18 protein-coding genes are annotated in these 19,073 nt (G+C 36.9%); 9 read left to right on the top strand and 9 right to left on the bottom strand.

The window, feature by feature from the left end; genetic code table 11:
- Nucleotides 1–166 precede the first annotated feature (166 nt).
- From NZ519_04395 to NZ519_04380, 4 genes are all read right to left on the bottom strand, one after another.
- Nucleotides 167–1,243 carry a hypothetical protein gene (locus tag NZ519_04395; GenBank protein ID MCS7027983.1) on the bottom strand — a complete coding sequence of 359 codons (1,077 nt, stop codon included), beginning with the start codon at nucleotides 1,241–1,243 and terminating at the stop codon, nucleotides 167–169.
- A gap of 61 nt (nucleotides 1,244–1,304) precedes the next feature.
- The gene (locus tag NZ519_04390; GenBank protein MCS7027982.1) at nucleotides 1,305–2,462 is read right to left on the bottom strand and encodes a homogentisate 1,2-dioxygenase; all 1,158 of its coding nucleotides are present in this window, start codon (nucleotides 2,460–2,462) and stop codon (nucleotides 1,305–1,307) included.
- A 55-nt stretch (nucleotides 2,463–2,517) separates the two neighbouring features.
- Nucleotides 2,518–3,708: a hypothetical protein gene (locus NZ519_04385; protein MCS7027981.1), complete on the bottom strand. Its 1,191-nt coding sequence runs from the start codon at nucleotides 3,706–3,708 to the stop codon at nucleotides 2,518–2,520.
- Nucleotides 3,705–5,135, bottom strand: a complete 1,431-nt coding sequence (locus tag NZ519_04380; protein MCS7027980.1) for an oligosaccharide flippase family protein — start codon at nucleotides 5,133–5,135, stop codon at nucleotides 3,705–3,707. The genes NZ519_04385 and NZ519_04380 overlap by 4 nt, the downstream gene beginning before the upstream one ends.
- A gap of 293 nt (nucleotides 5,136–5,428) precedes the next feature.
- On the opposite strand from NZ519_04380, the gene NZ519_04375 reads away from it, so the two are divergent.
- Together NZ519_04375 and NZ519_04370 are read left to right on the top strand one after the other, a co-directional pair.
- Nucleotides 5,429–6,874, top strand: a complete 1,446-nt coding sequence (locus NZ519_04375; protein ID MCS7027979.1) for a hypothetical protein — start codon at nucleotides 5,429–5,431, stop codon at nucleotides 6,872–6,874.
- Nucleotides 6,875–6,878: 4 nt separating this feature from the next.
- Nucleotides 6,879–8,174 (top strand): hypothetical protein, encoded by a 1,296-nt coding sequence (locus NZ519_04370; protein ID MCS7027978.1) that lies wholly within the window; start codon nucleotides 6,879–6,881, stop codon nucleotides 8,172–8,174.
- Between the two features lie 7 nt (nucleotides 8,175–8,181).
- Here NZ519_04370 and NZ519_04365 read toward each other — a convergent pair whose 3' ends face one another.
- Together NZ519_04365 and NZ519_04360 are read right to left on the bottom strand one after the other, a co-directional pair.
- On the bottom strand, nucleotides 8,182–8,739 hold the full coding sequence (locus NZ519_04365) for a cob(I)yrinic acid a,c-diamide adenosyltransferase (protein ID MCS7027977.1): 558 nt from the start codon (nucleotides 8,737–8,739) through the stop codon (nucleotides 8,182–8,184).
- Nucleotides 8,736–8,873 carry a hypothetical protein gene (locus NZ519_04360; GenBank protein MCS7027976.1) on the bottom strand — a complete coding sequence of 46 codons (138 nt, stop codon included), beginning with the start codon at nucleotides 8,871–8,873 and terminating at the stop codon, nucleotides 8,736–8,738. The genes NZ519_04365 and NZ519_04360 overlap by 4 nt, the downstream gene beginning before the upstream one ends.
- Before the next feature lie 167 nt (nucleotides 8,874–9,040).
- Here NZ519_04360 and gyrB point away from each other — a divergent pair, with 167 nt between their 5' ends.
- Complete coding sequence (gyrB, locus tag NZ519_04355; GenBank protein MCS7027975.1) at nucleotides 9,041–10,963, top strand: DNA topoisomerase (ATP-hydrolyzing) subunit B; 1,923 nt, start codon at nucleotides 9,041–9,043, stop codon at nucleotides 10,961–10,963.
- Nucleotides 10,964–11,261: 298 nt separating this feature from the next.
- Here the strand turns inward: gyrB and NZ519_04350 are convergent, their stop codons facing one another.
- Nucleotides 11,262–11,411, bottom strand: a complete 150-nt coding sequence (locus NZ519_04350) for a hypothetical protein (GenBank protein MCS7027974.1) — start codon at nucleotides 11,409–11,411, stop codon at nucleotides 11,262–11,264.
- Between the two features lie 145 nt (nucleotides 11,412–11,556).
- Between NZ519_04350 and NZ519_04345 the strand changes: the two genes are divergently transcribed.
- The 4 genes from NZ519_04345 to NZ519_04330 all read left to right on the top strand — a co-directional run bounded on the left by NZ519_04345 (nucleotide 11,557) and on the right by NZ519_04330 (nucleotide 15,100).
- Nucleotides 11,557–12,447 carry a hypothetical protein gene (locus tag NZ519_04345; protein MCS7027973.1) on the top strand — a complete coding sequence of 297 codons (891 nt, stop codon included), beginning with the start codon at nucleotides 11,557–11,559 and terminating at the stop codon, nucleotides 12,445–12,447.
- 29 nt (nucleotides 12,448–12,476) lie between these two features.
- Entirely contained in the window at nucleotides 12,477–13,553 is a 1,077-nt protein-coding gene (locus NZ519_04340) for an alanine--glyoxylate aminotransferase family protein (protein MCS7027972.1), read from the top strand.
- Nucleotides 13,554–13,728: 175 nt separating this feature from the next.
- Nucleotides 13,729–14,115 carry a RidA family protein gene (locus NZ519_04335; GenBank protein MCS7027971.1) on the top strand — a complete coding sequence of 129 codons (387 nt, stop codon included), beginning with the start codon at nucleotides 13,729–13,731 and terminating at the stop codon, nucleotides 14,113–14,115.
- A gap of 10 nt (nucleotides 14,116–14,125) precedes the next feature.
- Nucleotides 14,126–15,100, top strand: a complete 975-nt coding sequence (locus NZ519_04330) for a WD40 repeat domain-containing protein (GenBank protein ID MCS7027970.1) — start codon at nucleotides 14,126–14,128, stop codon at nucleotides 15,098–15,100.
- Between the two features lie 6 nt (nucleotides 15,101–15,106).
- On the opposite strand, the gene typA is transcribed toward NZ519_04330, so the two are convergent.
- Nucleotides 15,107–16,912, bottom strand: coding sequence for a translational GTPase TypA (gene typA / locus NZ519_04325; GenBank protein MCS7027969.1), 1,806 nt, complete (start codon nucleotides 16,910–16,912; stop codon nucleotides 15,107–15,109).
- A 35-nt stretch (nucleotides 16,913–16,947) separates the two neighbouring features.
- Here typA and NZ519_04320 point away from each other — a divergent pair, with 35 nt between their 5' ends.
- On the top strand, nucleotides 16,948–17,382 hold the full coding sequence (locus NZ519_04320) for a thiol-disulfide oxidoreductase DCC family protein (GenBank protein ID MCS7027968.1): 435 nt from the start codon (nucleotides 16,948–16,950) through the stop codon (nucleotides 17,380–17,382).
- A 26-nt stretch (nucleotides 17,383–17,408) separates the two neighbouring features.
- On the opposite strand, the gene NZ519_04315 is transcribed toward NZ519_04320, so the two are convergent.
- Entirely contained in the window at nucleotides 17,409–18,431 is a 1,023-nt protein-coding gene (locus tag NZ519_04315; protein ID MCS7027967.1) for a c-type cytochrome, read from the bottom strand.
- 165 nt (nucleotides 18,432–18,596) lie between these two features.
- Here NZ519_04315 and NZ519_04310 point away from each other — a divergent pair, with 165 nt between their 5' ends.
- Complete coding sequence (locus NZ519_04310) at nucleotides 18,597–18,986, top strand: acyl-CoA thioesterase (protein MCS7027966.1); 390 nt, start codon at nucleotides 18,597–18,599, stop codon at nucleotides 18,984–18,986.
- The last annotated feature ends 87 nt before the right edge of the window (nucleotides 18,987–19,073 follow it).

Below are 19,073 nucleotides of genomic sequence, written 5' to 3'. Positions count from 1 at the left end.
AAATTATATTTTTTTTTTTTTTGCTCTGTTTTGGGGGGGGTGTGGGGGGGGGGGGTGGGGCGGGGGGGGGGGGGGCCCCCCCCCCCCCCCCCGCCGCCCCCGCCCCCCCCCCCCCACGCCGACCTTGTGGGCAAAAGCCCACAAGGGCACGCCCAAAAAATAATCATCAATTATATCTCAATACAGCACCTAATCCATTGAATTCAGATAAATCACCTTCGGGTAGAAAAACTACATCACCGCCAAACTTCAAACATTCCTCTGTCAATTCGTCATAAATATCATCAATCACTCCTTTCTCATTTTTTCTTTCCTCAGGTACAAGCTCTATCAGACCATCATTTTTAATGATAGCAGGTTGATACTGGTTCTGCTGCAAAAACAAAGTTTGTACTTTTCCTTGCCGAATGGCTTGCCAAATATCATTGATATCGGTCATGAATTTGTTTTGACTAACTGCTTTGAGCAGTTCTGCTTTTCTTTCTTTGTTCTTTTCTGCTTGATACTCTTTGAGAATTTTCCACGCTTCCGCTACGATAGCTTCCGCTTTTTCTTCTAACCTGTTTTTGTTGAGAAACACAGGCAAAATAGAGTGCTTTTGATCACAAACCTCTAAATACTTGTGGTAGTTGACTTCCTCTGAACATATCATCACAGGTTTAGGGTTATTTTTTCTAGCTTCATTTACAGCTTTGTCTATTCTGTTAAAAAATTCAGCCATTAAGTTAGTTTGTAATGTTCCCTCAGAACGCTTATCTCCACTGGTAGAGTAGAATTGAGTGTTTTCGTACGGAAACGGCTTACCAATTTCTTGGACTACTTTATCGTTAAAAGCTTCTATGAGTCTTGCTTTTTGTTGGCTTAGCACTAGTACATAATAGTTAGCCTGGCTTTTGAGTGCGCGAACTAAGTCGCGTGTAGCAAAGGTTTTATCTATGATTACTCTATTATCCACAGATATGGGTAAGCGGACAAATTCTGCTATTTCTTCATTGACAAAAATAACCAAGCTTTCAAGATTATAGTTATGGTCAATTTCGTTTTCAATTTTGTGCAGCTTTTCTATGATAGTTTGTGCGTTCCTTTTACCTTCATCCGCAATCAATCTTTGCTCTGCTTCTTTTATCAAATTTTTAAGAGCAATAGGGTCTTGCTTATTTTCAGGATAAGTCCTGTGTGTGTTGAGAATGATAGTTACACAGGTATCTGAAACGATGTTTTTTATTTTTTTTAGTATTTCCATAGTAGCCAAATTTTTGGAATTAAGTTTGTTTAGTTAATTTTGGTTTAAGTTTGAATTTTTTTTAGGATAACCAAGACTTGTAGTATTCAGGTTCTTCTATTTCTACGGCTGCTTTGGTAATTTGAAGGGGTTCAAAGGGGTCAATCATCACAGCAAGCTCTTCTGTGCCTTTTTGTCCGATGCTTTTTTCAATAGTACCTGGATGAGGTCCATGAGGAATGCCTGCGGGGTGTAAAGTAATTTGTCCTTTTTTAACACTTTTTCTACTCATGAAATCACCATCCACATAGTATAAAACTTCATCAGAATCAATATTGCTGTGATGATAAGGCGCAGGAATGGCTAAAGGATGATAATCATACAGTCGGGGTACAAATGAGCAAATGACAAAGCCATCTCCTTCAAAAGTTTGATGAATAGGGGGAGGCATGTGAACTCTACCTGTAATAGGTTCAAAATCATGGATAGAGAAAATAAATGGATAAAAGTATCCATCCCAGCCGATAGCATCAAACGGATGGTAAGCATACGTGTAAGGATAAATTAAACCTTGTTTTTTGATTAGAATGAGAAATTCACCTTTTTCGTCGTGTGTTTGTAAATTTTTAGGGGTTTTTATATCTCTTTGGCAAAACGGTGCATGCTCCATGAGCTGCCCTACTTCATTGAGGTAACGTTTGGGAAACCGTACAGGACTAAAGGCTTCTACATAGAAAATGCGGTTATCTTCGTCATTAAATTCTATTTGATAAATGACTCCACGAGGGATAATAATGTAATCACCGTACTTAAATTCTAGCTCTCCGTATATTGTTTTTACTTTACCTGAACCTTGGTGAATAAAAAGGACTTCATCTGCATCAGCATTCTTATAGAAGTAATCTGTCATGCTTTTGCGTGGCGCTGCACTACCAATGTGTAAGTTTTGATTAACTAAAAGTGTTTTTCTGCTTTTGATGAAATCATCTTCGGGCTGAATAGTAAAAGTCTGAAAGCTTCGGTGTTTCATGTTGTGTGTAATAGCTATTTCAGGAGCTACACTGTATGGTTCCCCTATTTGTTTAACTACTGTGGGGGGATGTACATGATATACTAATGAATACAAACTAGAAAAACCGTAAGTACTTACTAGTTCCTCACCGTATAAAGTACCATCAGGTTTGCGAAACTGGGTATGTCTTTTAGGTGGTACTTTACCTAATTGAATATAATGCGGCATATTTTACTCTGTTTTTGGAAAGTGAAATAACAAAGAATTTTGAATATATGCAAGTCTATGGTTGTATACCTACCAATTTTCTAATTTTCTCCCATTCTTTTTCAACGGAGAGTTCTTTTGCAGCAATATTGGAGTTCCATTTGTAAGTTTCTATTTGTTCAGGGGTGAGACTTTTTATAGTGTTAGCGATATCTTCGGGACTACCAAATACAATTATGCCATTTTTGTAACGATCAATTAGATTCTTCACTTCATAAAAAGGAGACATGACTAACATAAGCCTTGCTTGAATAAACTCAAAGAACTTGTTAGGTAAGCAGTATTCTGAATTAGAGCTTTTATTGTTTGACAAAAAAATACCAATATCATACTGATGAATAGTGGGTATAATTTTCTCAAAAGGTACGGCATCATGAATGTAGAGTCTATTTGTCTTATTATATTTTTTATAGAAGTATTTATAGTACTTGTGATCGATTATGTTTAGGTACAAATGGAGTTCAAAAGTGTCAGGTAAGTGTTTTAATACCTCTATTAAGTAGTCTAGTTTTCTGTTAGGTATAGCTACGCCATGATGTACCATGCGTATCTTTTGGGGGCTAACAGGAGAAGGTTTATAATCATGGTAAGGTTTAGCGTTAAAAACTACTGCTGGCTTATAATTTAGATTGAGAACTTCTTGAAAGCAGGAAGCAATCTTATCTCCCACGGTAATGAACACGTCTACATATCTAATATAAGTGTCAATTAAATATCTTAGGTAAGGAACTTCGTGCTTTTTAAATTCAACTGTTTCATCTTCATCTAAAAAATACTCATGTGCATCAAAAATAAGTTTTGTGTTGTCTTTTTTCAAAAAGGCGGCAATGGGTAATGTGTTTATATCATTAGCAATAATTACATCAAAACTATAATTTTTTTTAATGTGGTTCAAAAAGTCTTTTTTTACGTGCTTCCAATATCTTCGTTCATAAGGATTCTCATATTTAAACCTTGCGATAAATTTTAATAAGGCTTTATAAGTTAGTAAAAATAGAGTTACCACTTTTCGGACAAAGTAGGGATAGTTGTAATGAAACTGATATTTTCGGGTTATTTTTGATAATTTGAAGAAATGCTTGCAAGGAATAGTTTTTACGCTATTTGCCATAAAATATATTTGAGCGTGCATTTTTAAAGCTTCCCACTGATTTATGACGCGTGGATCTGTATCAACATGATTGTCTACAATAATTAACACTTTCATAGTTGATTAAAAACTTGATTTTTTGCTATATACAATGTGAAAATTAAAAATATTACACACAATATTACTTTTATTGCAACTTGTATCCAAAATGAATCAAATACTAACGATGAGACCACAGTACCAACGATAGCAAGCAAAACACTTAAGCCTAAAATTGATAAGGCAAGCCCAAAATTATACGGAATGTAGTAATCTCTTTGACTACGATAAAAAACATAAGCAGGCATTATCATCTGTGATATAAGACTGCTGCATGCAGCACCTTCTTTCCCATACATAGGAACTAGTATCAAGCATAAAATTACAAATAGGATAGAGCCAACAAAAACAATTTTCCCAAAAGGTAAAATGGTTTTTTGAATGGCGCTACCTATCATCCCTACTACTGTCAGTCCTATTATAGTTTGAGCATAAACTAAAATTACTGATACGTTCTTAGCTGAATAGTAACTTTCATGTGTAAAAATAACTAAAACTTCATAACTGAATATTCCAACAAGTAAAGCTAAAAATCCTATTACGATACAATATAATACCAATACACGGGCATATATTTGACGAGAATTTGAATTCCTGTGAATAGACATTGCAAAAGGTACCCAAGCCTGCTGAAAAGCTCCAACCACTAAGCTTATCAATGATGCGATAGAGCTAGCAATATTATACAGCCCCACCTCGGAACGATCTTTGTACAAATTATCTATAAAATACCCAGAGGAGTTGTTCAATACCCAGTAGGCTATGCCAGCAGGAATAGCCGGCAAACTATATGTGAGCATATCTTTTATTAAGTGTATATCTAAGTGGACAGGAAAAAACCACTTTTTTAACCATACGAAAGAGAATACTGCCATAATAACATATGATGAAGTAATTCCTAGAAAAACTCCTTCTAAACCCATTTTTGTGTAAATCACAAAGATAATTGTTAAAACGACTGTTAGCAACCCAGATAATGTGTTGAAAATGGCTAGTAATACAGCTTTTTGTTGAATACGTAGTAAAGTGTTGATGTAAGTACTAAATAAGCTCGCAAATATTGCTATGGAAATATATTGAAAAAACACGTAATACTTTGACTGTTTCAAAATTAAACTGGCTATAACTTTTGAAAATATAAATACAAGACCGCAAATTATTAAACTTGAAGCAAGACTAGTGTATATCCAGCTACTTACGACTTTGTGCCTATATTCGGGATTTTCTCTATCCCAAAACCATCTGTGCACTGCTGTATCTAGACTTAATGAACTTATGATAAACACTAATGTATAAAAATTCCCAACAAGGTTGATTATGCCATAATCGGCAGGTGTGAATATTTTCGTATAAATAGGTACTAAAAAAATGTTAATAGACTTGCTTATAGCCCCTGCTAATCCATACACTACGCTATCCGAAAAAAGTTTTCTAATTGTACTCATAGATATGCAAAAATACAATAGAATTTCATGCAAGGACTAATCCAAGTAAGATAAAACTCTAACGTAGAGAGCTATAAAAGATTACAAACTAAATAATAAAGATTGACTCATCAACTGCGCTTGAATTAAATACATATCTGATTTTCAATGTGATACATATAAAAATTACACATTTGTATAAATATACAGATTTATGAATAAAATATATCGCTTTCAAAATCAAAAACTTATATGAAAAAGTAGGACTTTCATACTGTTATTTGATAAAAAAGTAGTATTTTTGCCACTCACTATTGTTAAAAAGTTATCTGACCCTTCTTATCATGGAGCGGTTATTCAGTTTTTGTAAGATAATCTGTTTTTCTTTTATTGTTGGGGCAGTTAGTATAGGATGCAATCGTACAAAACAACAACAAAAAAATGCTCCTAGCCAAGATCAGTACGTGCAAAGTGAAATTACGCAAAAAAAGACAACTCAACAGGATCATCACACAAAAGACACCTCACATGTTGATACTGAGAAAATTTTTTACACTCCGTATTTGAATAGTAAGGTAGCCATTCCACATAAGCAATACTCTATAAAAGCAGAGCAAGGCGCAATAATTAAACACCAAAACGGAACCACAATACATGTTCCCCCTTCAGCCCTCTGCTACAAAGATGGAAAACCTGTTATAGGTGAAGTAAGCATCTCATTTAGAGAGATGCATGACGCAGTGGATATAGCCGCAAGTCATGTATCCATGCTATTAGACACATTCAATAACAATCCTCGCTATTTAGAAACAGCAGGCATGATGGAAATACAAGCACTACAAGGAAATGAAAAACTATACCTTAAACCTGATACTTACATAGAAGTTCGCATGCCTTTCTCCTCTATGCACAGCGACTATAAAGTATATAATTTTGACTATACTCAAAATAAATGGCGATTAGCCAGCCGTAAGGAAGGTTATATTGAAGAAATGCATAAAGACACGGTAAAAAAATACTATTCAAAAATAGAAGAAGAAACAGAAAGCCCTGTAGCAGAACAATCCAATTTTTACTTTCAACTAGAAGTTGATACAGAGCAGTATCCCGAACTCAAAAAATACAAATCCATTGCTTGGGTATTCGCAGGTAAAGACAATCGCCAAAATGTAGAATATAACCAGTGGGTATTAAAAAGAGCATGGAATGATGTTAAACTCACTCCTCTTAAAGATGGCACCTACAAAATGGTATTCATAGGCTATGATAATACTACTTTTACTACCATAGTGCAGCCAAAAGAGAAAAAAGAAATAACCAAAACAAAGAGAAAAAAACAGTATGTAGAAAGTAGAGTTATTCGCAACTATCACTGGATTATCCATCAACTTGGACTTTGGAATTGCGGCAGAGTTTATGACAACAACAACTCTATTTATTTGCTCTCCAACTTTGTATTTAATAAACCCTGCAAACCCAAAGGGTCCATTTACTTCATTGACTCACAAAATAAAGTAGTAATTGATTATCCTAATCCTACTAAAAAGCAAAACAGACTTATCAGTCTTGAAGAAAATGGAAAATTCGTAGCTATAACAGAAGATAATAAGCTTTTTATTGGCAAAATAGAAAAATCTGAAAAGAGCAAGATAAAAACACTGCACTCTTATACTTTCACTATGAATTGGATTGCAGACTCGGTTATGTCTACGCTGGATATACGCAAGCACCTCTATACGCATGACTCAAATCAACTGTAATTTTTTGTGTCTTGGTCTTTATCTTGCTTTTAGTACTTTAAGTAGAATAGTCTACCTTACGCTTTACCCCAATTATGATGAGTGGTACTATCTTGCATGCTGGAACGCTATTAAAAACGGCGAAGCACTTTATAGAACAATATTAGACAATAAACCTCCCCTTGCCTATTTTTTATATGCTGTTCCTGACAATATTTCTTTGTTTGCTACCCAAACTATTTTATCTACAATTGTTGCCTTTTTTACAGCTCTGATAGCACGCCACTATGCCGCAGGTATGTTTTTTTTAATGATTACTGCAACGTTACCTAGCTTTTTAGAACTAAATTTAGAATACTGGGTTCTGGGCTGCATACTCCCTGCTTACTACTATCTTTTTGAAAAAAAATCTATATGGGGATATAGGTTCGCATATTTTTTATGCGGCGCAGCGCTGATGATAAAGCAGCATAGCTTACTTTTAGTACTACCGTTAGTATTATACAATCTATGGACAGATCCAAGACACTTTTGGCGAAATGCATATTTTGCACTGATTCTACCCTTGTTCTGTTTGTTTTACCTTGTTTATTGTAGCACAACACACTTGGTATATGACTGGCTTATTGGATACAATTTATGGTATAAAAATTTGTCAGAAACAGGAAAATACATTTGGAAAAGGTTTATATATGGTCAATTTTTTCTTTTACCTCTTTACGTCGGACTAGGGTTAGTTATTTTAAGCATAAAATCTAACATTAGGCATTTAATTTTGCTTTTAGCTTTTGTACTCTCTTTGAGTAGTGTGTGGATAGGCAAGGAACTTTACTTACATTATCAAATTTTGATTATCCCTTTTTTAATACTGCTTTTTTTTGAGTTAGCGCCGCAAAAGAAAATAAAATCAATAATGGCAGGTGTGGCAGTTTTTTTTCTACTAAGTCAAGCTACGTACTTTTACACCTATCTAACAGGTACAAACACGTGGATGAAAAAACTAGAAGGAGTTTTAAGCTATCAGGAGCAAAAGCAGATTCCCATTTTAGCCAAAGGCAGAGTATTAGTATTTTCTGCTGAAAGCCATATAGGTTTAGACTATCGCCAAGTCAAGCATATTGCGGTTTGCTCTTGTTTGGAGTACCTTAATAGAAACAATCCACATTCAGCGCGGCAATTATTAAGTTGTGATTTATACTTGAAAAATGCCATTTATGTAGTACCTAAATCCTGCTTAAAAAGGTATGTAGGTAGCTTAGGCTACCGAATTGTTTTTGAATATCAAGACAATGTAGGTATAGAAATAGACCATTGTGCGTAGGTTATATTCATTTTTTCTGTTTACGAGGTAGCCAAGGAATTTCCTTTATACTGTATTTACAATTGACCCAACGGGCGAGGACAAATAAGTAGTCGCTTAATCGGTTGAGGTATTGTAAAATAAGCGGATTTACAGGATGTTCCTGATGTAAAGCAACTACCCATCGCTCTGCGCGTCTGCATACACAACGCGCTACATGAATCAATCCGTTAATTTGCGAACCTCCTGGAAGTACAAAGTGCTTCATTGGGGGAATTTCTTCAGAAAGTTTATCAATTGCTGTTTCTAACATTTTAATATCTTCCTCAAATAAGTCAGGTAAAAGCATCTTTACGCCTTCTGGGTCTGCGGCTAACAAAGAACCTATGGTAAACAACCTGTCTTGAACTTCTCTAAGCAGCGTGTATTGTGGTTTAATTTCTTCAAATGACAGTATCCAACCTATGTAGCTATTGAGTTCGTCCACTGTGCCGTAGCTTTCAATGCGAATATCTGATTTTAATACGCGAGTACCACCGATTAAGCCTGTTTTGCCTTGGTCGCCCGTTTTAGTGTATATTTTCATGAAGTAAAGGTAGTGAGTATTTTCATTTTGGACAAATTCATGAATAGTTCAACCATTTGATTTTTATAAATAATTTTTTGGGCGTGCCCCTTGCTGCGCAAGGGTCGGGGCATTCCGCACGTAGCCCGTAGCACGCCGCCCTTGTGGGCAAAAGCCCACAAGGGCACGCCCAAAAAATAAAATTTAACTTTTGAATATCTTCCTTTGCATAGATAATGGCTTATTCCTGACTTTCTACTCATAAACCTCACTTGGCTGATTTACAAAAAAATAGTAAATTGCGTGCCGTAATATGAGCGAAATTGTAACAGAAACTAACACGTACAGCGCAAGCAATATCCAAGTTTTAGAAGGATTAGAAGCTGTACGCAAGCGTCCAAGCATGTACATTGGCGACACGAATTTTAGAGGATTGCATCATTTAGTTTATGAAGTACTGGACAATTCTGTTGATGAAGCCTTAGCAGGATACTGCAACGAAATACATGTTACAATTCATAGCAATAATGCTATTACAGTGTTAGACAACGGCAGAGGAATTCCTACTGATATACACCCTACCGAAGGAAAATCTGCTCTGGAAGTAGTAATGACTGTACTGCATGCAGGTAGTAAATTTGACAAAGGAACTTACAAAATATCAGGCGGGCTGCATGGAGTAGGGGTCAGCTGTGTAAACGCATTGAGTAGCTATCTAAGAGTGCGAGTATTCCGCGATGGAGTAATTAAACAACAAGAATATCGCTGCGGAGTACCTATCAGTGAAGTAGTAGAAATAGGCAAAACCGATAAACGCGGCACAGAAGTCTATTTTGAACCTGATAGGTCTATATTCAGCGTTCATGAGTATAAGTACGACACTTTGGCTTCACGCATACGAGAACTAGCTTACTTGAACAAAGGACTGACTATTCACCTTAAAGATGAGCGAGATAATATCCAAGAAACTTTCTACTCTGAACATGGCTTGACCGAATTTGTCAAGTACTTGGATAATAACCGAGAACCCATCAATCCTGAACCTATCTACATTGAAGGTGAAAAAAATGGCGTCCCTGTGCAGCTAGCTATGCAATACAATAATTCCTACAATGAAAATGTACATTCTTATGTCAACAATATCAACACGCATGAAGGCGGCACACACATTACAGGTTTTAGAAAAGCTTTGACGCGTACTTTGAAAACGTACGCCGAGAAAAACAATCTTTTAGGCAAAAGCAAAGTTGAAATTATAGGAGATGATTTTAGAGAGGGCTTGACAGCTGTTTTATCTATCAAGGTAGCTGAACCTCAATTTGAAGGACAAACTAAAACCAAATTAGGCAACTCTGATGTAGCAGGAATTGTAGAAAGTATTGTTGCAGAAAAATTAGCAGAGTATTTAGAAGAAAATCCCAAAGTAGCTAGGTTAATTGTAGAAAAAGTGCTTCGTGCTGCCGAAGCAAGAGAAGCCGCCCGCAAAGCACGCGAAATGGTACAACGCAAAAATGCTTTAACAAGTTCAGGGCTACCTGGTAAATTAGCAGATTGTTCTAGTAATAACCCTGCGGAGTGCGAACTTTATCTTGTAGAAGGCGATAGTGCAGGCGGTAGCGCTAAACAAGGCAGAAACCGACATTTTCAAGCTATTTTGCCCTTACGAGGTAAAATTCTCAATGTGGAAAAAGCCCACCCTGCAAAAATTTATGATTCAGAAGAGGTTAAAAATATCATTACAGCCATAGGAACAGGTGTTTCCACAAACGAAGATTACAACTATGATAAACTCCGTTATCACAAAATCATTATCATGACGGATGCGGATGTAGATGGTAGCCATATTCGCACTCTTATTCTCACCTTTTTCTACCGATACATGAAAGACTTGATAGAAAAAGGACATATTTATATTGCTCAACCTCCTTTGTATTTAGTTAAAAAAGGCAAAATAGAAGAATACTGCTGGACTGACGAACAACGCGACGAAGTTATTAAGCGTTTGTCTAACGATGGCGAAAATGATAAAAGTATTGTTGTGCAGCGTTACAAAGGTTTGGGTGAAATGAATCCTGAGCAGCTTTGGGAAACCACTATGAATCCTGAAAAACGCAGCTTATTGCAAGTTACGATAGATAGTGCAGCCGAAGCAGACCATGTTTTTTCAATGCTTATGGGCGATGACGTAGCCCCTCGCAGAGAGTTTATAGAACAAAATGCTAAATATGCTAAAATTGATGCTTAAAAGATTATGAAAACGATATCCACAAACCTTCATGAAAGGTTTGCTTATATTTTTTGTTTTTGAAAAATGAAGTCTAAAAAGTGATTTTATTTTTTTTGGGCGTGCCCCTTGCTACGCAAGGGTCGGGGCATTCCGCACTGCGCTAACGCTTCGGTACTTCGCTGCGCTTCGTACTGCCCTTACGGGCATGCTTCATGCCCCTCACGCAATTGACCTTTGCAATCATGTCTTTACCTTGTTTAAGCTTGAAGTACAACCACTTACAAGCTAAAACTTTGCATAAGAAACAGAGAAACGATTATTTCAGAGATCCCTTGCGTGAGGCATGCGAAGGGCGTGCGTCAGCACGGTGCGGAGCGAAGCGTAGCACCGAAGCGATAGCGTAGCCCGTAGCACGCCGACCTTGCCCACACCAGCGCAAGCGAAGTGTGGGCAAGGGCACGCCCAAAAAACTTAACCTTCGCATAATTGTCGAAAAAATAGACTTAATGAAGTATCTGCATAGTAATAATTCACATTTTTTTAACTTAAGATTTGCTTTTGAACTAAAAATAACTTACTTTTGTTTTATGAAACAGGAAAGTTTTTACATTATGAAAGCATCAAAATACTTACTGCTAATAGGACTAACATTAAGATTGAGCGCACTAACAGAAGCGCAAAACGTAGGGATAGGACAAGCTATGCCGTTGAGCAAGCTAGACGTCAATGGAAACTTGGTTGTAGGTACAGGATATTCAGGCACTTTTGCCGCACCTCCTGACGGCGCAATTATTCAAGGTAACGTAGGAATTGGTACAAACAATCCAGGTACAAACCGACTGCAAGTAAGCGGAGGAAGCATTTTATTTCAGGGTGATTTCATCAATCAAAGTATTGTAGGAGCAGTTACTTCTATTGGTTCAAATGATGTAGATGACGCTAACGCCACCTTAGTAACTGTACCTGCTACAGGTCCTGCTTCCGCAGCTACTAACTGGCTACCTGGATATAATACAGGCGGGAACCAAACTCAATCTTGTGCAGTATGCAACATGAGCTATTTTCAAACTTTACCTAATAGCATCGGGCAAGCAGAAGTTATACAAGGTACAAACATCATGGTTAATATCCAGGATGGTAGCGGCGTAAACAACAGTGGAGTAATTATTTTTGCTAATATCACTCTTAAAACAACAAACAATGCTACTCTTACTCCCTCTAATCGGTATGCACTTTGGTTACAACGTTCCACGGATAACTTTGCTACTAATGGCGTAAACCTGTACAAAATAGAAGATGGCTTTGCAAGTGGAATTACCACAGGTTCACCCCCAAATTTAGGTTCAGGAACCAGCACATCCACTATTATATATCCTGATTTGAATTTAGCACCAGGTACTTACTATTACAGGGTTGTATATCAAAACTTGATGGCCGCTTCAAATGGACAGAATGTTACTGTACAAGATAGAAGTATTGTAGCCTTGCAAATCAAACAGTAACTTTTACGCAAGTTCCTTATCTTTGAGGGATGATTAGCTTAACCCCCGGACCTACACCTATACCTGATTTTATTACACAGGTACTCCAACAGCCCCTTTTATACCACCGTTCCGAAAAGTTCAAGGAACTATATTCAGAAACCACTGACTTGCTTAGAAAGTACTTTTTAGCTTCAAAAGAACATAGAATTTTATGCATTACAGGAAGCGGCACCAACGCCATGGAACTGTTGGTAGCTAACCTGCCCCTTAGCAAAAAGCTGCTTATTCCAACCTTTGGAAAGTTCAGCCAAAGATGGGCAGAAATTGCCGCCGCTTATAGCTTTGATTACACAATTTTGAATTATGCTTGGGGAGATTATCCCAAAGTAAGCGATATAATTGCTGCATTAGAGAAAGATCCAAGTATTCAAGTGCTGTGCTTAACTCATAGTGAAACTTCCACAGCTACTCGCATAGATGTTGAACAGATAGCCTTTTATGCCCGAAAACTTCGCCCTGATGTGTTAATTTTAGTAGATGGTATAACTAGTGTGGGCGCCATGCCTTTTTATACAGAACTTTGGGAAATAGACGCAGCTATAACTTCCTCCCAAAAAGCACTTGGATGTCCGCCAGGAATGAGCTTTGTATCCATTAGTCAAAGATACATAGAACACGCCCAACCTTGTGGCTATGCCTACAACCTACAAAAATACCTTGAAAACGATGCAAAAAACTTAACTCCATTTACTCCTGCTACTCAAATCTTAATGGCTGTATATATGTCATTGAAATACTTACTTAATATAGGTCTGCCCCAAGTATGGAATACTACGCATACCTTAGCCCAATACACTCGAAATGAAGTACAAAAGCTAGGTTTGGAATTGTGCAGCAAGCAACCTTGCGATAGCCTTACAGCTTTTTACCTTCCTCAAAACATATCAGCTAGCCAAATCATAAGTGCTGTATATCAAGAAACAGGAATTTTATTGGGCAATGGACAAGGTCAGTGGAAAAATAAAATTATCAGAATTGCACACATGGGATACGTACAACCACAAATGATTGAAACCGCTATACAAGCCATAGAAAAAAACATATTAAGTTTAGCAGACAGATAGTGCCGAGCAGTCTATTAAAAACAAAATGTTTCTAATTTTGGGATAAATTTGAATGACTATGAAATTCTTTCTTGGACTAATGATAGGGGCAGGTATCACAATGGTTATATTTATTTTACTGCTTGTATTCAACAAAAGCTTAACTTTGGCACAAAATACTAAAACCGAAAAATCTATGGCAACAGAAAAGAATATCATCTTAACTGACAAAGCCCCTGCACCTATTGGACCTTATAGCCAAGCGGTACAAGTAGGCAACATGTTATTTGTATCAGGTCAAATTGCTATTAACCCTGCAAATAATCAATTAGTGATGGATGATATCAAGCTAGAAACACAAATGGTAATGAAAAACATAGAAGGTATTCTCAAAAAAGCAGGTTATTCCTTTGAAAATGTAGTCAAGTCCACTATATTTTTGACCAACATGGATAATTTTGCTGCGGTCAATGAAGTATATGGTAGCTATTTTCCAAACAATCCACCTGCACGCGAAACTGTACAAGTTTCTAAACTACCAAAGAACGTAAATGTAGAAATTTCTGTTATAGCAGTTAAGTAGCGCTTACCTTATGACCACTATTGAAAGGACAAAAGTTCTTGTAGAAAAAGTAACTGACCTGTTAGGACACAAAGATTGCGTATATACCGTCAAACACAGCGCAGATAGCAAGTACATTTATTCAGGCGCAGGAGAAGGTTGGCTAGCCAGGTGGAATACAGACACTTACGAAGGAGATAGAGTGCTTGCCCAAGCAGGTGCTTCTATTTATGCCATTGCAGAAGATACAATTACAAAAACACTTTGGATAGGACAAAAACAGGGCATTGTTCACATAATAGATATTGACAAACAGACACATGTAAAATCTATCCAAGTCAGTTCAATGCCTGTATTTTGTATAGAAATAGACCCACGACAAAACTTTGTTTTCGTAGGTACAGGAGATGGATACTTGTCTATTTTTAATCTCATAGACTACAAACTAATGTATCACATTCGCTTAGCCCAGCCCCAAGCCAATCTCAAAAATATACGCAGCATAGCTATCTCTCAAAATACTTCGCATGTAGCAGTAGCGTGCAGTGATCAAAATATCTACATTTTGGATAGCGCTTCACATTTTAAGGTCATACACACTTTGCAAGGGCACACGAATTCAGTATTTTGTGTAAAGTACTCACCCTGCGAAAATTATTTACTCTCGGGCAGTCGCGATGCGCGATTAAAAATATGGAATGTAAAACAGAGTTACACTTTGTACCAAGATATAGTTGCTCATCTATTTGCTATTAACGATATTGTATTTGACCCACAAGGTCAATATTTTGCTACTGCAAGTGCAGATAAGACGATTAAAATATGGGATGCCAATACTTTTATGCTACTTAAAGTAATTGACCGCGCACGAAATCAAAGCCATTTCACTTCTGTTAATAAACTTTCTTGGCATAAACATTTGATTTCTTGTAGCGATGATAAAACAATTATGGTTTGGAATTTGAATTTTATTAAACCTCAACAGGATACACAAAAAGTTGCATGACCTTATCTATGCGTTCTTTTTAGATGCTCGCTTGCGATCATTTTCATCTAGAAGTATTTTTCTCATGCGTATAGATTTAGGTGTAACCTCCACGTATTCATCTTTGTTAATGTATTCTAAGCACTCTTCCAAAGAGAGCTTAGTAGCGGGAGCAATTTTTATTGCTTTATCTGACCCAGAAGCACGAATATTTGTCAATTTCTTTTCCTCACATACATTGACTACTAAATCGTTATCACGAATATGCTGCCCTACAATTTGACCTCCATAAACTACTTCACCTGGTTCAATAAAAAAGATGCCTCTATCTTGAAGCTTGTCAATAGCATAGGCGGTAGCTACACCTGTTTCTTTTGCAATTAGTACCCCAGCTTGGCGTTCAGGTATTTGACCTTTGTAAGGTTCAAAAGCATCAAAACGATGGTTGATAGTAGCTTCGCCCTGCGTGGCAGTAAGTAAAATAGAACGCAGACCTATCAGTCCTCTTGAAGGTATTCTGAATTCTAAATGTTGTAGGTCTGCACGAGGTTCCATTACTAACAGCTCACCTTTTCGTTGAGTTACTAAGTCTATGACTGTACCTGAAAAAGTTTCAGGTACATCTATGTATAAAATTTCAACAGGTTCGCACTTTTGTCCATTGATTTCTTTGATAATAATTTGGGGCTGTCCGACTTGTAATTCATAGCCTTCTCTGCGCATAGTTTCAATCAAAACGGATAAATGTAGAACTCCCCTGCCTAAAACCAAATATGCATCAGGTGAATCAGTTTCTTGTACACGCAGGGCTAAGTTCTTTTCAGTTTCTTTGAAAAGCCGTTCGCGTAAGTGGCGAGAAGTAATAAACTTGCCCTCTTTTCCAAAAAATGGGGAATTGTTTACAGTGAATAGCATACTGATAGTAGGTTCATCTATTTCTATTTCAGGAAGAGCTTCAGGTTCATCAAAATCTGTAATCGTATCACCAATGTCAAAATTTTCTATACCTATTACGGCACAGATATCCCCTGCGGCTACTTCACTAACAGTTCTTTTTGTTAAACCTTCAAAAACTTGTAGTTCTTTTATCCGTGAGCGTACTACTTTACCTCCTTTTTTAACTAAGGAAATAGGCATATTTTGGCGCAATGTGCCTCTAAAAATTCGCCCAATAGCAATTCTACCCACATAAGCAGAATAATCTAGTGCCATGATTTGCATTTGAGGTTTTCCTTCATACGAAGGTGCAGGTGGAATATCTTTGATAATTACATCCAGTAGATAAGTCATGTCTTGAGTAGGATTCTTATAGTCAGGTCCCATCCATCCGTTTTTACCTGAACCATAGACTACTGGAAAATTTAGCTGCTCTTCTGTGGCATTTAAGGCAAAAAATAACTCAAAAACTTCTTCTAGGACTTCTTCAGGTCTGCAATTAGGTTTGTCTACTTTATTTATGACGACAATAGGTTTCAAATTCAAAGCTAAAGCTTTTTGCAGCACAAAACGAGTTTGGGGCATAGGTCCCTCAAAAGCATCTACTAAAAGTAGTACGCCATCTGCCATTTTAAGCACGCGTTCTACTTCGCCCCCAAAATCACTGTGCCCAGGTGTGTCAATAATGTTAATTTTAACATCCTTATACACAATAGAAACATTTTTAGAAAAAATTGTAATGCCGCGCTCTCTTTCTAACTCATTGCTATCTAATATCAATTCGCCTGTTTCTTCATTATCTCTAAACAGTTTAGCCGTGTGAAGTATCTTGTCCACTAAGGTAGTTTTACCATGATCTACATGAGCAATAATAGCTACGTTACGTATAGACTGCATACAGAGCGCAAAATTATGAAAACTTATACAATACTTTGACTAAATTTGCAAGTATTAAACGTATATTCATTGTGCAAAAATCTATCATCCTGTTTGATGGAGTTTGTGGATTATGTAATAAAACGATTGTTTACATTTTTGACCACGATTACAGAGATCGGTTTGTGTTTGCTCACCTACAATCTGAGATAGCTCAAAAATTATTAGAACCTTACTCATTAAATTTGAAGGACTTAAATAGTGTTATCTTAATAGAAAATAACACAGTTTATCAAAAATCAGACGCTGTGCTAAAAATAGTCAAGCACTTGAAAGGAATAAGCAAGCTTCTTCTAGTCGGCTATATTTTACCTCGTTTTGTAAGAAACAAAATATACGATTTCATAGCTAAGCATAGGTATAAATGGTTTGGCAAGTACGACACGTGCCGCGTGCCTACTCCTGAAATAAAAGCAAAATTCCTTTCGTGAAGTTTTTAGCGAGTTTAGCAAAAAACTTACGGTCTTTTAAAGGCAGGATTGTTAATAAACTCCTCATCTGTGAGTGTTTTTAAAAAATTTACAATATCCTTTTTTTCTTGTTCAGTAAGATTAAGTGGAAAAATATCACCGTCTTTATAAGGATGATTCTTTCCTCCTCTGTTGTAGTGTTCTATTACTTCCTCTAACGTTTTGAATCTACCATCGTGCATGTAAGGGGCTGTAAGCGCAACGTTACGCAGGCTAGGCGTTTTGAATTTACCTTTATCTTCTTCAATTCCTGTGGTTCTGTATCGCCCTTCATCTATGGTAATTGAGTCTAAACCTGTGTTGTGATATTTGAAGTTTGTAAAATTAAAGCCGTTATGACAATGAAAGCACTCTCCTTTTTCATCAAAAAAGAGTCTCATGCCATTGAGTTCGGAAGGGGTCAAAGTAGCTTGTCCGCGAAGATATTTGTCGTATTTTGAGTTTCCTGAAATTAAAGTCCGTTCAAAAGATGCTATCGCTTGGGTAATGGTAGTAATGTTAATTACTCCATTAAAAGCTGCTTGGAATAGAGGCTTATAGCTTTCATCTGCGCGGATACGGTTTTCTACTTCTGTAATTTCAATATCAAATTCGTCATGATTGAGCAAAACGGCTAAAATTTGTTTTTCTAAGCTTGGATTAGCTCCATCCCAAAATAGTTCTGTTTGGTAAGCTACATTGGCTAAGCTAGGTGCATTTCTTTTGCCAATTTGCCCTTTGTCCCCGCGAGAGAAACGCGCCGTATCTGCAAAGGCATATTCTGGAATATGACAGGAAGCACAAGAAATAGTTCGGGCGTTAGAAAGTTGAGGGTCGTAAAAAAGTTTTCTACCTAGCTCTACCTTTTCAGCAGTAAGAGGGTTATCTGCGGGAATTCTTGGTATCGGAAAGCCAGGAGGGATATTGAGTTTATAGGGGACTTGCATAGGTTCAGGTTCTTTGCGTTGGCAAGCACTAAATACAAAAATAAACAATCCTACTACTACACTTCGCCAAATCTTGCCCTTCATATAGGCAAATATACGCATTCTTAACCTAAAAGAAAAGTAAAAAAGTTTATGATACTAAAAATAAATTTTGACTACTTTTGGGGCACAAATGAAGTTTTTACCGTGTTCTTATTTGCTTTGAAATAGCTAAATTACATGCTGCACAAGTTGTTTTCTTGAAAAAATATGACAGAGTATCTTCAACAAAAAATAGAACAATCAGAGACTCGAGTTTTTAAGGCTGTATTTCCGAGTGATACCAATCATTATCATACCATGTTTGGCGGTATGGCTATGCAGCTTATGGATGAGGTAGCTTTTATTGCCGCTACGCGTTTTACGCGCAAAGTAGTAGTAACGGTATCTTCTGACCGTATTGATTTCAAAAAACCGATTCCAGCGGGTAGTATCATTGAATTGATAGCAAAGGTAACTAAAATTGGGCGTACTAGCTTAGATGTAAGGGTAGATGTTTTTGTGGAAAACATGTATGCAGAGGAACGGCATAAAGCCATTTCAGGCACATTTACTTTTGTAGCTTTGGATGAAAATAAAAGACCTTGTCCCGTATTATGATTTTTTATATTTTTATTTTGGGCGTGCCCTTGCCCACACTTCGCTTGCGCTTGTGTGGGCAAGGTCGGCGTGCTACGGGCTACGCTA

The sequence above is a fragment of the Bacteroidia bacterium genome (assembly GCA_025056095.1).
Lineage (GTDB): Bacteria > Bacteroidota > Bacteroidia > JANWVE01 > JANWVE01 > JANWVE01.
The sequence above is the reverse complement of the archived record's forward strand: the minus strand, read 5'-3'. Positions and strand labels throughout refer to the sequence as shown.

Coding starts and splice junctions, on each gene's coding strand:
- NZ519_04395 (MCS7027983.1), bottom strand. CDS start 1,243: ATGGAAATACTAAAAAAAATAAAAAACATCGTTTCAGATACCTGTGTA.
- NZ519_04390 (MCS7027982.1), bottom strand. CDS start 2,462: ATGCCGCATTATATTCAATTAGGTAAAGTACCACCTAAAAGACATACC.
- NZ519_04385 (MCS7027981.1), bottom strand. CDS start 3,708: ATGAAAGTGTTAATTATTGTAGACAATCATGTTGATACAGATCCACGC.
- NZ519_04380 (MCS7027980.1), bottom strand. CDS start 5,135: ATGAGTACAATTAGAAAACTTTTTTCGGATAGCGTAGTGTATGGATTA.
- NZ519_04365 (MCS7027977.1), bottom strand. CDS start 8,739: ATGAAAATATACACTAAAACGGGCGACCAAGGCAAAACAGGCTTAATC.
- NZ519_04345 (MCS7027973.1), top strand. CDS start 11,557: ATGAAAGCATCAAAATACTTACTGCTAATAGGACTAACATTAAGATTG.
- NZ519_04340 (MCS7027972.1), top strand. CDS start 12,477: ATGATTAGCTTAACCCCCGGACCTACACCTATACCTGATTTTATTACA.
- NZ519_04335 (MCS7027971.1), top strand. CDS start 13,729: ATGGCAACAGAAAAGAATATCATCTTAACTGACAAAGCCCCTGCACCT.
- NZ519_04330 (MCS7027970.1), top strand. CDS start 14,126: ATGACCACTATTGAAAGGACAAAAGTTCTTGTAGAAAAAGTAACTGAC.
- typA (MCS7027969.1), bottom strand. CDS start 16,912: ATGCAGTCTATACGTAACGTAGCTATTATTGCTCATGTAGATCATGGT.
- NZ519_04315 (MCS7027967.1), bottom strand. CDS start 18,431: ATGAAGGGCAAGATTTGGCGAAGTGTAGTAGTAGGATTGTTTATTTTT.
- NZ519_04310 (MCS7027966.1), top strand. CDS start 18,597: ATGACAGAGTATCTTCAACAAAAAATAGAACAATCAGAGACTCGAGTT.